Raw genomic sequence first — 13,432 nt, forward strand, 5'->3', positions numbered from 1 at the left:
CCCTTCGGGGACGGGAGCGGGCGGGAACGGAAGAGGGCGGAGGTGCCTTCGCACCTCCGCCCTCTGCGGAAATCGTCCCCGACCGGAATCCCCCGGAAAGGGTGCGGACGCGACCGGCCCGCCCGCGCGCCAGGGGGTCCGCGCGGCCTCCGGCACCCCCCGGCCCGCGCCGGTTCCGGGCTCCCAGGGCGACCGGCCGACGCCCGCGTCGGCGTTCGCTTCCGCGTCGACGCCACCGGCACCGGTGAGCGCACCGTCACTTTCGGTGACGAAGGGCTCGCGCGGCGGTCTCGGACCTCCGGGCACTCCGCCTCGGCCGGCTAGGTCCAGAGCTGTTCGCCGAGGGTGGCGGTGCGCGGGGCACCGGGCAGGACGTAGGCCACGGCCGAGGCCCGGTGTTCGAGGAAGGGGTTGAGGGCGTCGCGGGCGGACAGGCGGTTCTGGACGCGGGTGAACTGCTCCGGGTCGCGCATGAACGCGCAGAAGAGGAGTCCGCGGTCGGCCGGGCCGTCGTCGTAGCTGTAGCTGCGCCGGAGCATGCGGGCGCCACGGTCGAGGCGCGGGCTGGCGAGACGCACATGGGCGGTGGCGGGGATGACGTAGGAGCCGTTCGGGTTCTTGGCGTAGACGTCCGGCTCGTCGTGCTCCGCCGAGCCGCTGAGGGGGGCTCCGTCGCGCATGCGGCGTCCCATCGCCCGGTCGCGGTGCGCCTCAGGGAGGGCCGCGAAGCCCGCCACGTCCATGTGGATCCTCCGGTAGACCAGCACCGTGCCGTTCCGGTGGGCTCCGGGCGGACCCCAGACCCACCGCTCGGCCGCCGTCCGGTCGGGATTGGCGGTGCCGTCCTTGGCGCCGAAGAGGTTGCGGGGGGTGGTGCCGGGGGCCGTGTGGGGGAGGAAACCGGACTGGGTCCAGCGCGTCGTGGCTCCGGCGCCGTGCGCGGCGGCGGCGACGAGCTCGGCGACGACGGTGAGGGTCCAGCGGTCGACCGCGCACAGCTGGACCAGGAGGTCGCCGTCGCTGCGGCGCGGGTCGAGGCGGTCGTCGGGGAAGGACGGCAGCTCGGTGAGGGAAGCGGGGACGCCGAGACGGAGGCGGGCGGCGAGCGCGGGTCCGACGCCGACCAGCGAGGTGAGCCGGGTCGTTTCACCGCCCTGGAGCCGGGGGTCCGGCGGGGCACCGGACGCGGCGGCGGCGAGCGGACCGGTCAGCGCCCCGAGGACGTCGCGCAGGGTCTTCCGGTCGGCGGTGGCGGAGGTCCGCGGGAGGTCCAGGGAGAGCAGCTGCGTGGCCGGTTGCTGGGGGGTCGTGACGCCCGACTGCCGGGGACCGTGGAAGGGGATCGGACCCGCGGGGGCGTCGTCGGAGGATCGGCCGTCCGCGCGGTCGCCGCGCGCCAGTTCACCGCCCGCCGCGCCGATCCCGGCGGCGAGCACCGCTCCGCCGGCCAGAAGCGCCCTGCGCCGCCCCACCCGGGCCGAGGGCCTGGCTGAATCCTGCTCTTTTCCCTGATCGGTGGGCATACGCTTATTGGAGACGATAAAACAGCATCCATGCAAATCCTGTGTTCACGAGGTCCGTTGGCACGTCCGGGCGGCCCATCGGGCGGGTGGCGGACTGTTCGGCGGCTGTCGGCACTGGTCGTCGCGACCGCGTTGGCCGCCACCGGTTGTTCCGGCCCGGAGACGGCGTCCTCCGACGCGCGGCATCCCGCCGGGAGCGTGTTGCGCGTCCCGCGGGACTACCCCACCGTGCAGGAGGCGGCGAACGCCGCGCGCGAGGGCGAGACGGTGCTGATCGGCCCGGGCGTGTACCGGGAGAGCGTCCGCGTCACCAAGCCCCGTGTGGTTCTGCGCGGAACGGACCGCGACAAGGTGGTGTTCGACGGCGGTGTGCGACTGGCCAACGGCATCACGGTGACCGGTGCGGGATCGGTGGTCGAGAACCTCACCGTGCGCGGCTATCTCGCCAACGGCGTGCTGTTCACCGGCGTGACCGACGAACGACTGCAACAGCGCGGCGCCGGAGGCTCCGCCTACGACCCGCTCGACACCAAGCGATTCCCCGCTCTCCGGGGCTTCCGCGCGAGCCGGGTGACGGCGTACAACAACGGCCTGTACGGCATCTACGCCTTCGACGCGCGCGAGGGTGTGATCGAGGGCTCGTACGCCTCCGGACACGCCGACTCCGGTATCTACGTCGGCCAGTGCAAGCCCTGCGACACCGTCGTCCGGGACAACACGGTGGAGCGCAACGCCGTCGGCGTCGAACTGACCAACGCGTCGGACCGGTTGTTCGTGCTCGGCAACCGGGTCGCCCGGAACCGGGTCGGCATCACGGTCAACTCCAATGACCTGGAAGCCCTCTCCCCGCAGCGCGGCGCTGTGATCGCCGGCAACGCGGTCGTCGACAACAACGCGCCCGACACGCCCGAGCAGGCGGACGGTGGCTTCGGCATCGGCATCGGGATCGGCGGCGGCACCGGGAACAGCGTCCAGCGCAACCTGGTCCGGGGCAACCGGGCGGCCGGCGTGGTCGTGACCGATCCACCGGGCCATCCGGCGAGCGGCAACCGCGTCGAGGACAACCGCGCCACCGGCAACGGCACCGATCTCGTCCTGGCCTCGGCCGACCCCGGCAACTGCTTCACGGGCAACCGGCCGGCCAGCCAGAGCCCCGCCGCCCTGGAGCGTCTCGCGGGCTGCGGCACCCCCCGCCGCGGTGAGGTGCCGCCCGGGGGCCGGACGACTCCGGTACAGGCACCACCCGGCATCCCGTTCGACGAGGTACCGGCCCCGCCCGCCCAGCCGTCCCTGTCGGACCCAGGGGCTCCGGGCCGTCCGGCGATCGGTCTGCCCGGGGCCGTCAACCCGGCCGCCTACCCGCTGCCGGAGAACGCGAACGCCGTGCCGCGCGCCCGCTGAGTACGATCCGGGCGGTCCGGGACGGGGTCCGACCGGGCGTCTCCCAGGGCCCCGGGCCGGCCCCCGGCGGTCCGGGACGGGGCTTGACCGGCCGCCCCCACCGCCCCGAGCCCGGTCCGGCGGTTCCGCGGCACCTCGTTCCAGGGCGGAGGAACGTGCCGGGGCCCGGAGCAGGATCAACGGGTGATCCACGGCGCTTCGGGGAGCTTCGCGAGGCCGTCGCGTCCGAAGAACTCCAGGGTGGTCGGGACACCCAGTCCCGGCATCCGCATCGTCACCCGTCGCAGGCCGCCGTCGCCGTCGACCCAGTACGTCAGCGGCGACCGTCCGCCGTCCGGTCCCGTGCCCCGGGCCGCACCCTGCGCCCGCGGCCCCGCGAACCGGTCGTAGTCACGGCCGTCGACGCGTTCGCGCGCCAGCCAGCGGGCCCCGGACTGCGCGAGCAGCAGCGGGTTGTCGGGGCGGTCCGCGCCCAGCCCGATCAGCAACTGGAGCCCCGCATCCAGCGGGTCGGACGTATAGGAGCGCCCGGACCAGCCGGAGCGCGGGACGCGCTCAGCCTGCTGCCAGAACGGGCTGCCGTCGCCCTCGGGCGTGGCTGCCAGGCCGAGGCCGCCCGCGTCCCAGACGATCAGCCCCTGGTCGAGCCGCTGTGCCGGGGGGCCTGCGGCTCCCGAGGGCTGCGCTCTCCCTGAGGCACCGGTGACCCGGTACGTCCCCACGGCCCTGTGGTTGCGGTAGTCCACGATCCCCTGGACCCGCACCACCACGTCGCCGCCCTCGGCGGCGGTGAGGGCCACCGCCACGGGACTGGCCCGGTAGAGGCCCAGCCGGGACAGCGCCAGCCTGGACGCCTCCTCCGTCGTCACCGGCCGGTCCGTGACGGTGCCGGCGGAGAAGGCGCGCCAGGCCACCAGGCCGCCCACCACGGCGCCGCACACCGTGATCGCCGCCAACGTTCTGAACCAGAGGACCCGGCGTGGCTCACGGCCGCCGGGCTTCCTCTTCTTCCCCATCATGTGCTCGCTCTCCCTCGTCGGTCGCACAGGAAGGCGGGTTCACGGACCTCTGGTCTGTGAACCCGCCCGAGCCGGACCGGATGGTCACCGGTGCCGGTCGCCCCGCTCAAGCGCTAGGGCTGCCGTTCCTTTCGCTTGCGCCGCATCGTCACGACCAGCCCCGCGCCGAGGACGACGAGCGCACCGCAGCCCGCCGCCAACGGACCCGCCAGGCTGGTGCCGGTGGCCGCCAGACCACCCGAGCCGGAGCCGTCACCCGGGGCGCCCGGTGCTCCCGGCGCACCAGGGGCCCCCGGTTCACCGGGAGCGCCCGGTGCCGGGGTGGTCGGCTTGGGCTTCGTCGTCGGTGTCGGCTTGGGCGTCGGCTTGGAGAGCCGCTTGTTGACCGCCGTCACCGAGACCCCGCGGTCGAGGTTGTCGGAGGTCAGCACCAGCGGTCCGAACACCGGGTCCTTCGGAAGGGCGTAGCCGTCCGGCGCCTTGACCTCCTGCCAGTAGTAGGTGCCCGAGGTGCCGGTACCCCCGCAACGTCCGTCGCCACGGGTCACGCAGGGTCCGCCGACCCGGGTGTCCGGCGTGGCGCCGGACATCTGCAGGCCCTCGGAGCCGTTCGTCTCCTTCCACAGCTGGAAGGTGGCCCGGGCCAGGGTCTTGCCGCCCCGGTCCTGCTTGACCAGGCGCAGCGCGCCCTCCTGCTGCCGGAAGCCGAAGTCGTACGTGTGGTCGTTCTGCCCCGGCCCGCCGGTGGTCAGCGCCCGTTCGGGGAACCTCCCCCCTGGCGGGACGACGCCCTTGGAGTCGATGAAGCGGTTGTCGCCGACGCCCGCCCTGGTGGGCACCCACTGATGGAGCGGCCCGTCCTTGGCGTAGTCGGCGGGGTTGTCGAGCCGGATGGTGTACTTGGTCTTCGGCCGGAGGCCACCGGTGACGTTGGAGTCGTCGAAGTAGTACTCGCCGCGTGGCGACGTCACCGTCGTCCCCACGAGCTTGCCGGTCTCGTCGTACAGGTGGACGGTCGCTCCGGCGACCGGGCGCTGGCCCGGTTTCTGGAGGCCGGTGCGCTCGGGGTCGTACCAGACCCGGTTGCCGATCTGGAGCGGGGCCCGGTCGCAGAGCACCTCCAGGTCGCCCATCGAGGCGCCCTTGCCGAACGGGGCCGCCGAGCCGGCCGGGTTGAGACGCAGACCGGACTTGGGGTCCTGGCTGCCGTCCCGCTTGTTGAAGGTGGTGCCGTATCCGAAGGCGGTGCTGTTGGGATCGAATCCCGAGGTCGCGATGGTGTCCTCGACCTTGGAGAACGCCATGCCCGCGAAGGAGGCGTTGTGGTGGGCACCCATCCGGCTGGTGTCGAAGAACCGGGTGCCCCGGGGGGAGAGCCCGCAGCCGTTGTTGGTGTCCATCACGTACGCGCCGTCCACCAGGCAGGCCTTGTTCAGGTCGCCGCCGGACAGCACGGTGCCGACCGAGCCGGCAGTGGGTCCTGCCGGTGCGCGGTCGGCGAAACGGTCGCGGAACGCCAGCAGCATGGAGCCGTCGGACTCGAAGTCGACCTCACCCAGCTGCGGTTCGGGCTGGGCGAGGTAGGTCGAGCACGCCTGGCCGTTCTGGGAGGTCGGGTAGGTCCCGGTCCAGGGGAACCAGCTCGCTCCGTCGCACGGCGGCGCGCCGATCGTGGACTGGCGCGGGTAGTCCAGTGGCTGGTCGAGGACCGGCCGCTGGAACGCGCCGGTGGCGATGTCGAAGGGGAGGACCACGGCGCGCAGGTCCGAGGTCTTCCCGGTCGACTCGCCGGAGCACACCCCGCCGACATAGCCGACGCCGTCGTGCAGGCCGAGGCCGAACGGACGCCAGTCCGCCGCAGCGGGACAGCCCGGATCGGGGATGGCCGTGGCGGCCTCGGGCGCAGTCGCCGTCGCCGCCGTGGCGTCGTAGCGGTAGAGCTTGCGGTTGTTGAGGTTGACGACGAGCAGGTCCTGTCCGTCGTCGGTGACCTTGATGCCGCCCAGGCTCTCCTTGCCCGGCACGGTCAGGAAGGCGTCGTCGGTGCCCGTGCCGTGCGCGGTGGTGCCCGCGTCCGGCACGACCGTGAAGAGGGTGGTCTTCTTCTGCGCGAGGTCGGTCACGTAGATTCCCCCCGCGCCGCCCGGACCGTAGTCCGTGCTGCGCTTGGCCACCGCCGAGGAGAACACCCGCTTGTCGGCCTTGTTCCACGCGATGCCGTACAGCGTGCCGGTCTCGGCGTTGGTGGCGACGTTCGTGACGTTGACGTCGACGCCGTCCTGGCCGCGCGCCGAGTAGGGGAAGGAGACCAGCGTGCGCTGCGTCCCGCCCTCCCGCGTGGCGGGCTGGCAGGTCGTCAGCAAGGTCGCGTTCTTCTGGCAGTAGTCGGCGGGGCTCCACAGTCCGGTGGTGTAGGCCACGCTCTTGCCGTCGGAGAGGTCGACGAACTCCTCGTTGCTGCTGAGCTGTTCGGGCGCACCCTCCAGCCCCTTCCGGGAGGCGAAGGCCGGGAACAGCACACCCGGCTTCGGGTTGACCACCTGGACGCGGTACTTGCCGTTGGCGGCCCCGGCCTCGGGAGGAGTCAGCGTCACGGTGCCGTCGGCCGCCGTGACCCCCTCGACGCCCACTCCCGCGTCGTCGGTGAGGGTCACCCTGACGCCGACGATGCCCGGCTCCAGCGCGGGTGTCCACACACCGCTGTCGTCCACGGCCCGGATCACCCGGACCGTCACGGACCCTTCATCTGCCTGCGAATACGCCGCAGGTGCCACAGCTAACGAGCCACTGCCGATTCCCAGGGCGAGCAGGCCCAGACAGCCGACGGTACGGCGGCCGAGCACGCCCCACCGAGGCCCTCGCAGGTCGGGCGTGGCTCTCTTGGCGGCGTCATGTGTGAATGTCATCCCCTGCTCTCAGCACTGTAAGGGGCTTTCGCCCGGCTCATGAGGGAGTACACAGAGATGCGGAGAACCATCTCGTCGGAGATCCTAGGGGGGTTTTGCATAACATCGTGGCGCAGTGAAGAAATCATCCTCCGCACACCCCTCTTTCTGCGGCCTTTTCCCAGGCCGTAGGCGTGAAAGCGATTTCCCGGGAAGTTCCGTTACTCTATTGACGCAATATTGTTCGCCCTTAGAACATTCTGACGCCCGCGAGGCGGTCCGGAACTTCGGAAAGGTGCAGGGCTCTGGAGTGATGTGCGCCTCTGGCAATCGCACGTAGCCGGAGGCGGCTCGTTGTTGTCAAGGTTGCGCCGTCGGTCTTTCGGGTCGTGAGTTCCGGCCACTGGGCCTGTTCTGCGACGGAGCGCCAGCAAGCTGGGTGGGCCGGTGGATCCGCCGGAAGACCTGACGAAGGGACTGTTTCCATGCGGAATAAGCATTGGGCGTCGATGACCGGCGCTGCGCTCTTCGCGGTCATGGCACTGAGCGGCTCGGCGTCAGCGGAACCGGCGGGCGCGTCTTCCGTGCCCGCCGAGTGCGGTGCCGCGTTCTATTCGAGCCGTAGCGAGGGGCACGCCTGGATCCGGTATTGCGACAACAAGACGTGGGCGTGGGCCGACGTGACGGATGACAAGGCGGACGGCAGGTGTCCGAGGCTGACGGCCCAGCTGATGTCCGGCGGGTACGTGAACTCCGCGGGAGTGGGCCCGAAGGGCTCGACGCAGTACCGGGAGGTCTGGGCTTCCGCCGGCAACCCGATCTACGTGGCGGGGCTCAGCTGGGTCAGCTGCTGATTCCCTGAGCACGCCTTCAGCACCGCACTTGCCTGCACCAGGAGCGTGTTCGGTGGGCGAGGCCGGCCACCGTGCGCCTCCAGGGCGTACGGACGTCATGGGGTCTCCCGTCGAGGAGCCGAGCGTGCCCACGCTCGGCTCCTCGACGCTCGCCGGCCGAAGCGCTCAGTCACGGGTCCGGGCCCGCGGGCTGTTCGGGGCGCTCCTGGGTTCCCTCGTGCTTGACCAGGCCGGGTTGATGCCGAGCTCGAAGCCACCGGGCAGCGGCTCGCCCTCCCGGTAGGGCAGGAAGTCCAGCGGGCTCTCGCCATCGGCGGCGTAGACGACGCTGTCCCCTCGTGTGATCGCGGAGGTCGGGCGGTCAGCTCGTCGCCCATACGGCGTCCCTGATCAGGTCGGCTACCCGGGTGGGCTCGGACAGGACGACCGCGTGGGAGGCGTCCGGGAGTTCGACGACGACGGCGTCGGCGGGGTCGATCAGACAGGCGTACGCGGGCCGGTCCGCGGCGGGCGACGTCATCACCTCGTCGAGTTCGGCCATGGCACGGTCGGGCCGGCCTTCGAAGTCGGCCAGCAGGGCCGGCATCCAGGTGCCGAAGTGCCGGACGACGGGTGCGCCGTCGCTCCGCATGCGCTTCGCCTCCGCCGCGTACGTCTCCGCGGCCTGTCGGTCGGCGGTGTGGAGGGCGACGCGCAGCATCACGTACCGGAGCGTGACGTCGGCGAGGTTGCCCGGACCGGGATCGTCGGCCGCCGCGGACGCGGCTTCGGCGTCGGCGCGGGCGTCCGCCGGGCGGCCGGATTCCAGAAGGATGCGGGTGCGGGTCATGAGCCATGTGCGGGTGGCGGCCGTCCGGCCCTGCTCCCTGGTGATCCATATGCCCTCCTCCACGACGGCGAGCGCCTCCGCGCTGTGTCCGGTGGTGTGCAACAGGAGAGCGCGCCGCAAGGCCTCCGACACCCGCAGGGAGGTACTGACGCCCAGGGCCTCGGCCAGCGCGGCGGACCGCTCGGCCTGCCGGAACGCCTCGGTCAGGTCCATGCGGTGGAAGCCGACGGCCGAGCGGGGTCGTCAGCGTCGCCTCGGCGGTGCGGTCCCCCGCCGCCGCGGTCTCCCACGCCTCCGCGGCGACCTGCTCGGCCTTCGCGTGCTCGCCCGACGTCGACAGGCCGACGGCGAGCACGGCGAGCAGCCGTCCCTTCGCGGTCACGGAGATCCCGGGCAGTTCCGCCCCCCGGCGCGGGCCTGCCGGACGGCCTCGAAGAAGTCGAACTGTACGGCGAGGCGTGCCAGGGCGAGGCGTATGAGCGCCTCGCCCTCGGGTCCGAGACCGCCGGCCGCCAGGGTGACAGCTCCCAGCTCACGTGCCCGCGTGGCCCGGCCCGTCTGCCAGAGCAGCGGTACCGTCTCGGCCGGGAGACGCCCCCTCGGCAAGATCGTCCCCGATCGGCGTCACAGCTCGCCCGCAAGATCGAGATCGTCGCTCCGCGTCTCCTCGGCCGCGACCTCGACACTCCGGGGGCGCCGCCACGGACGCGCGATCGGACGGGACACCGCCTGCCACCACGACTCCCCAGGCAACTTGCCCGCGGGCTCGAACGGCTCACCGGGGTGAGGGAACGCCACCGCCTGGCCGACCTCCTCGGCCGCATCCCTCGTCCACTCCCCCGGCTCCGCCCACGCGTGCAAGGCCAGGCTGAACGTGCCCCAGTGGATCGGCAGAAGCACGCCGCCCGGAGCGCCTCCCTGCAGGTCAAGGTGGGTCTGGACCCCCTCAGCGGGCGTCATGTGGATGTCCGGCCAGCCGCCAGGGAGCGGCGTGTAGTCCGTGTGGTCCTTGGTCCAGAACTCCGAGTACGCGCCGATCTGGATCATGGTGGCGTCGAAGGGGCCGTGGGCCGCGCCGATGTCCTTGAAGCCCGAGAAGTAGCCGGTGTCCCCGCTGTGGAAGATCCGGTGGCTCGGGCCCGCCACCGCCCAGGAGGCCCAGAGGGTCATCTGCCGGTTGCGCAGCCCGCGCCCGCAGAAGTGCCGGGCCGGGGTGGCAGTGAGCCGCAGGTCGCCGATCTCGGTGGACTCGTTCCAGTCCAGCTCACGGAGGCGGGAGGCGGGTACGCCCCAGCGCTCCAGGTGCGCGCCGACGCCCAGCGGCACCGCGAAGACGGTGTCGGTGGTGGCCAGCTCCTTGATCGTCGGCAGGTCGAGGTGGTCGTAGTGGTCGTGCGAGATCACCACGACATCGACCGGGCCGAGCGCGGCGAGCGGCGCGGGCACCGGGTGGAGCCGCTTCGGCCCCGCGAAGGGGAAGGGGGAGCAGCGCTCGCCCCAGACCGGGTCGAAGAGGACCCGGTGGCCGTCGATCTCCGCGAGGACGCCGGAGTGCCCCATCCAGGTCAGCCGCAGACCGGTGGCCGGGGGCCTGGCCAGGTCGGCGACGGTGGTGGGGTGGACGGGGATCGTGCCGGTGGGGGCGCGGCGCGAGCGTCCTTCCTTGTCGAAGTAGCTCTTGGCGAAGTCGACGCCGGAGCCGGAGGGCCCGCGTCGGGCCGCTTCGGGGTTCTGGAAGATCCCGTCCGCGAAGTTCGGCGAGCGGTGGATACGGGCGAGGCGCTCGCCCGTGGGGTCCGCGCCGAAGGACTCGGGGCGCAGCGCGCGCAGCCGCGCCCGTGGCGAACGGTCGGAGCCGGTACCGGTCACAGGACCTCCTGATCTCTGGGGTCGTTCCATTATGGGCGGACCGGGCGGCGAACGGTCGGGGAAGGACGCCGCCGCACTGTCACGGGTGGCGGGGACGGGGTGGCCGGACGGTCCGGCATACTGAACCGCTGTTCAGTACGGCATGCCCGCCGGCCCGCCCCTCCCGAGGAGATCCGCCATGAGTTCCGCCCCCTTGATGTCCGTCGGCTGGACCGACCACGTGACCGGGCGCCGGGGGCATCTGGTGATCGACCGGCTGGTGCGCGGCGTGGCCAGCGGCGGACTGCGGATGCGGGAGGGCTGCACGGCCGAGGAGGTCGCCGGGCTCGCCCGTGGCATGACCATGAAGGAGGCCCTGCACTACGACGAGAAGGCCCGGTACGTCCCGCTGGGCGGCGCGAAGGGCGGCATCGACTGCGACCCGCGCTCCCCCGAGGCGTACGGCGTCCTGGTCCGCTATCTGCGAGCGATGCGGCCGTACGTCGAGCGGTTCTGGACCACCGGCGAGGACCTGGGGCTCACCCAGGACCTGGTCGACCGGGCCGTGGCCGAGGCGGGGCTCGTCTCCTCGGTGCAGGCGGTCTATCCGCTCCTGGACGACGAGGTGGCCGCCCGGCGGCGGCTCGCCGACGCCTTCGCGATCGATGTCGACGGCATCGGCCTGGACGAGCTGGTCGGCGGCCTCGGGGTCGCCGAGTCCGTGCTCGTCGCCCTCGACCGGGCCGGCCGGGAGTACGCGGGGACGCGGGTGGCGCTGCAGGGTCTCGGCACGATGGGCGGGGCGACCGCCCGGTTCCTGGCGCGGGCGGGCCTGCGGGTGGTGGCCGTCGCCGACGTCCGGGGCACGATCGCCAACCCCGACGGCCTCGACGTCGAGGCGCTGCTCGCGGCCCGCGACGCCCACGGCGCCGTCGACCGGTCGGTCCTGCGGCCCGGCGACCGCGAGGAGCCCGGGGACGCCTGGCTGTCCGCCGAGGCGGAGGTGCTGGTGCCCGCGGCCGTCTCGTACGCGATCGACGCCGGCAACCAGGGCCGGATCACGGCCCGCTGGATCGCCGAGGCGGCCAACATGCCGGTGCTTCCGGAGGCCGAGGAGGCGCTCGCCGCGCGCGGGGTGACCGTACTGCCGGACGTCGTCGTGAACTCGTGCACCAACGCCTGGTGGTGGTGGACGCTCTTCGGCGACATCGAGGCCGACGCCGACCAGGCCTTCGACCGGGTGCGGCGGGCGATGCGGACCCTCGTCGGCGGGATGCTCGACCGCGCGGAGGCGGACGGCACGAGCCCGCGCGCCGCGGCGCACGCGCTGGTGACGGAACGGCTGCCGGTGATCGCGGAACGCTACGGCTGGTACTGATCCGACGATGGGCGGGCGACGGCGGTCCGGTGCCACCGGTCCGGTGGTGATGGCGGTCCGGTGCCACCGGTCGGCCTGTGGTCCGGCCGCGTGGCGGCGCCACTGATGATCATGTTCTTGTCATGTGCTGTGTAGGGTGACCGGCGTGGCGAGAGTGCGGTTGAGCGTGGCCGAGCGACGGGACGAGCTGCTGCGGGCCGCCGTCGGACAGATCGAGGCGCGTGGCGTCGCCGCCGTCCGGATCTCCGACGTGGCTTCCGCCCTCGGAGTGAGCAACGCCCTGGTGCTCTACCACTTCTCGTCCAAGGAAAAGCTGGTCACCGCCGCCTTCGCGCACGCCGCCGAGGCCGACCTCGCTCATCTGCGGCAGCTCCTCGGGCGCCGCACCAGCGCCGCGCGACGGCTGCGGGCCGCCGTGCGCTGGTACGCCCCGACCGGGCAGGCCAAGGGCTGGCGGCTGTGGATCGAGGGCTGGGCGGCCTCGCTGCGCGACCCGGAGCTCCGGCGCGTCGCCGCCTCCCTCGACCAGGAGTGGAAGGCGGCGCTGACCGGGGTGATCACGGAGGGGGCCGCCGCCGGGGAGTTCCGCTGCGCGGATCCGGCGGTCGCGGCCTGGCGGCTCACCGCCTTCCTCGACGGTCTCGCGGTGCAGACGACCGCCTACGCCGGCTCCCTCTCCCGTGCCGCGATGCTGCGCTGGGCGGACGAGGCCCTGGCCCGGGAGCTCGACCTCCCCGACGAGGACGGCGAAGAACCCGGGATCGACGGACCCGCGTAGGGCCGCCTCCGCGCCCGGCGGCAACGCGGCCCGGCTCCGCCTCGGAGCCCCGTCGTCAGATCAGCTCGTAGACCGCCGAGACCGTGATGTGCTCCTCGATCTCGCCCGGGGCGAGCGGCACGCCCGGCTCGTCGGCCGCGAGGGCGGGCGCGACACCGGGGCCGGGGCGCACCGACTCGCCCTCGCTGAGCGAGACGAGCCGGCCGAGCCGGTGTCCGCTGAGCCGGGCGTGCTGCGCCGCCTTGTCGTGCGCGTCCTTGTAGGCCGCCTCGCGCGCCCTCACTCGCAGCGCCGAGGGGTCGGCGACGTCGAAGACGACGCCGTTGATCCGGACCGCGTCGCCGGTGGCGTCGTTGACGGCGCCGATGACCTGGCCCGTCCTGTCGATGTCGCGGACCTTCACGGAGAAGGACTGGCCGGCCTGGTAGCCGGTCACCTTGCTCTCGCCCGCGGAAGTCTGGGTGTAGACGGGAGACAGCGAGAGGCTGTCGGTACGGATGTCCCGGTCGGCGATGCCCTGCTTGCGCAGCACGCCGAGAAGGGCCTCGGCCGCGGTGTTCTGCGCGGCCATCGCCTCCTTCGCGGTCTTGCGGCCGGCCTCGACGGCGACGGACACGATCGCCAGGTCGGGGGCCGCGGCGGCCTGGCCGCTGCCGGCGACGGTGACCGTCGCGGGCGCCTCCGCACGGGCCGCGGTCCGGAGAGCCGTCCGCTCGGGCGCGGCGGCCAGGGCGGGGGCGGCGGTGCCGACGAGAAGGCCGCCGAGCACGGCGGTGGCGGCGAGCAGACGGGTGGTACGGGCGGCACTGGGCCGACGGATCGTCACGGGCGGTCCCTTCGAGGGTGGGTGCCGGGGCTCCGGCGGGCACATCCCAGCACCCGGCGCCGCCGCCACCCGTACGCCACTCCTGACGGCG

The 13,432-nt window shown here is 73.0% G+C and carries 10 protein-coding genes; 4 read left to right on the forward strand and 6 right to left on the reverse strand.

The features are described 5' to 3' along the window. Positions 1-320: 320 nt before the first annotated feature. The gene (locus tag ABT154_RS17090; RefSeq protein WP_351857634.1) at positions 321-1,523 is read right to left on the reverse strand and encodes a Dyp-type peroxidase; all 1,203 of its coding nucleotides are present in this window, start codon (positions 1,521-1,523) and stop codon (positions 321-323) included. A 198-nt stretch (positions 1,524-1,721) separates the two neighbouring features. Between ABT154_RS17090 and ABT154_RS17095 the strand changes: the two genes are divergently transcribed. Next, positions 1,722-2,924: a right-handed parallel beta-helix repeat-containing protein gene (locus ABT154_RS17095; RefSeq protein WP_351857635.1), complete on the forward strand. Its 1,203-nt coding sequence runs from the start codon at positions 1,722-1,724 to the stop codon at positions 2,922-2,924. A gap of 176 nt (positions 2,925-3,100) precedes the next feature. Here the strand turns inward: ABT154_RS17095 and ABT154_RS17100 are convergent, their stop codons facing one another. Both ABT154_RS17100 and ABT154_RS17105 read right to left on the reverse strand, forming a co-directional pair. Continuing rightward, a complete protein-coding gene (locus ABT154_RS17100) occupies positions 3,101-3,943 on the reverse strand; it encodes a hypothetical protein (RefSeq protein WP_351857636.1) in 843 nt (280 codons plus the stop codon). A 113-nt stretch (positions 3,944-4,056) separates the two neighbouring features. Continuing rightward, entirely contained in the window at positions 4,057-6,678 is a 2,622-nt protein-coding gene (locus ABT154_RS17105; RefSeq protein WP_351857637.1) for an SdrD B-like domain-containing protein, read from the reverse strand. Positions 6,679-7,313: 635 nt separating this feature from the next. Here ABT154_RS17105 and ABT154_RS17110 point away from each other — a divergent pair. Beyond that, positions 7,314-7,682, forward strand: a complete 369-nt coding sequence (locus tag ABT154_RS17110; RefSeq protein ID WP_351857638.1) for a hypothetical protein — start codon at positions 7,314-7,316, stop codon at positions 7,680-7,682. Between the two features lie 361 nt (positions 7,683-8,043). Here the strand turns inward: ABT154_RS17110 and ABT154_RS17115 are convergent, their stop codons facing one another. Both ABT154_RS17115 and ABT154_RS17120 read right to left on the reverse strand, forming a co-directional pair. Next, the gene (locus ABT154_RS17115; protein WP_351857639.1) at positions 8,044-8,724 is read right to left on the reverse strand and encodes a hypothetical protein; all 681 of its coding nucleotides are present in this window, start codon (positions 8,722-8,724) and stop codon (positions 8,044-8,046) included. Between the two features lie 411 nt (positions 8,725-9,135). Beyond that, positions 9,136-10,380 carry an MBL fold metallo-hydrolase gene (locus tag ABT154_RS17120; RefSeq protein ID WP_351857640.1) on the reverse strand — a complete coding sequence of 415 codons (1,245 nt, stop codon included), beginning with the start codon at positions 10,378-10,380 and terminating at the stop codon, positions 9,136-9,138. A 178-nt stretch (positions 10,381-10,558) separates the two neighbouring features. On the opposite strand from ABT154_RS17120, the gene ABT154_RS17125 reads away from it, so the two are divergent. After that, positions 10,559-11,737, forward strand: a complete 1,179-nt coding sequence (locus ABT154_RS17125; protein ID WP_351857641.1) for a glutamate dehydrogenase — start codon at positions 10,559-10,561, stop codon at positions 11,735-11,737. Between the two features lie 145 nt (positions 11,738-11,882). Next, entirely contained in the window at positions 11,883-12,515 is a 633-nt protein-coding gene (locus ABT154_RS17130) for a TetR/AcrR family transcriptional regulator (RefSeq protein WP_351857642.1), read from the forward strand. A gap of 55 nt (positions 12,516-12,570) precedes the next feature. Here the strand turns inward: ABT154_RS17130 and ABT154_RS17135 are convergent, their stop codons facing one another. Then, positions 12,571-13,341: an SIMPL domain-containing protein gene (locus ABT154_RS17135; RefSeq protein ID WP_351857643.1), complete on the reverse strand. Its 771-nt coding sequence runs from the start codon at positions 13,339-13,341 to the stop codon at positions 12,571-12,573. Positions 13,342-13,432: the final 91 nt, after the last annotated feature.

It is taken from the genome of Streptomyces sp. NPDC001728 (assembly GCF_040297565.1).
Taxonomy (GTDB): domain Bacteria; phylum Actinomycetota; class Actinomycetes; order Streptomycetales; family Streptomycetaceae; genus Streptomyces.

What these genes read in the sequence shown, in the direction of transcription:
- ABT154_RS17090 (WP_351857634.1), bottom strand. Translation starts at nt 1,523, where the DNA reads ATGCCCACCGATCAGGGAAAAGAGCAGGATTCAGCCAGGCCCTCGGCC.
- ABT154_RS17100 (WP_351857636.1), bottom strand. Translation starts at nt 3,943, where the DNA reads ATGATGGGGAAGAAGAGGAAGCCCGGCGGCCGTGAGCCACGCCGGGTC.
- ABT154_RS17110 (WP_351857638.1), top strand. Translation starts at nt 7,314, where the DNA reads ATGCGGAATAAGCATTGGGCGTCGATGACCGGCGCTGCGCTCTTCGCG.
- ABT154_RS17115 (WP_351857639.1), bottom strand. Translation starts at nt 8,724, where the DNA reads ATGGACCTGACCGAGGCGTTCCGGCAGGCCGAGCGGTCCGCCGCGCTG.
- ABT154_RS17125 (WP_351857641.1), top strand. Translation starts at nt 10,559, where the DNA reads ATGAGTTCCGCCCCCTTGATGTCCGTCGGCTGGACCGACCACGTGACC.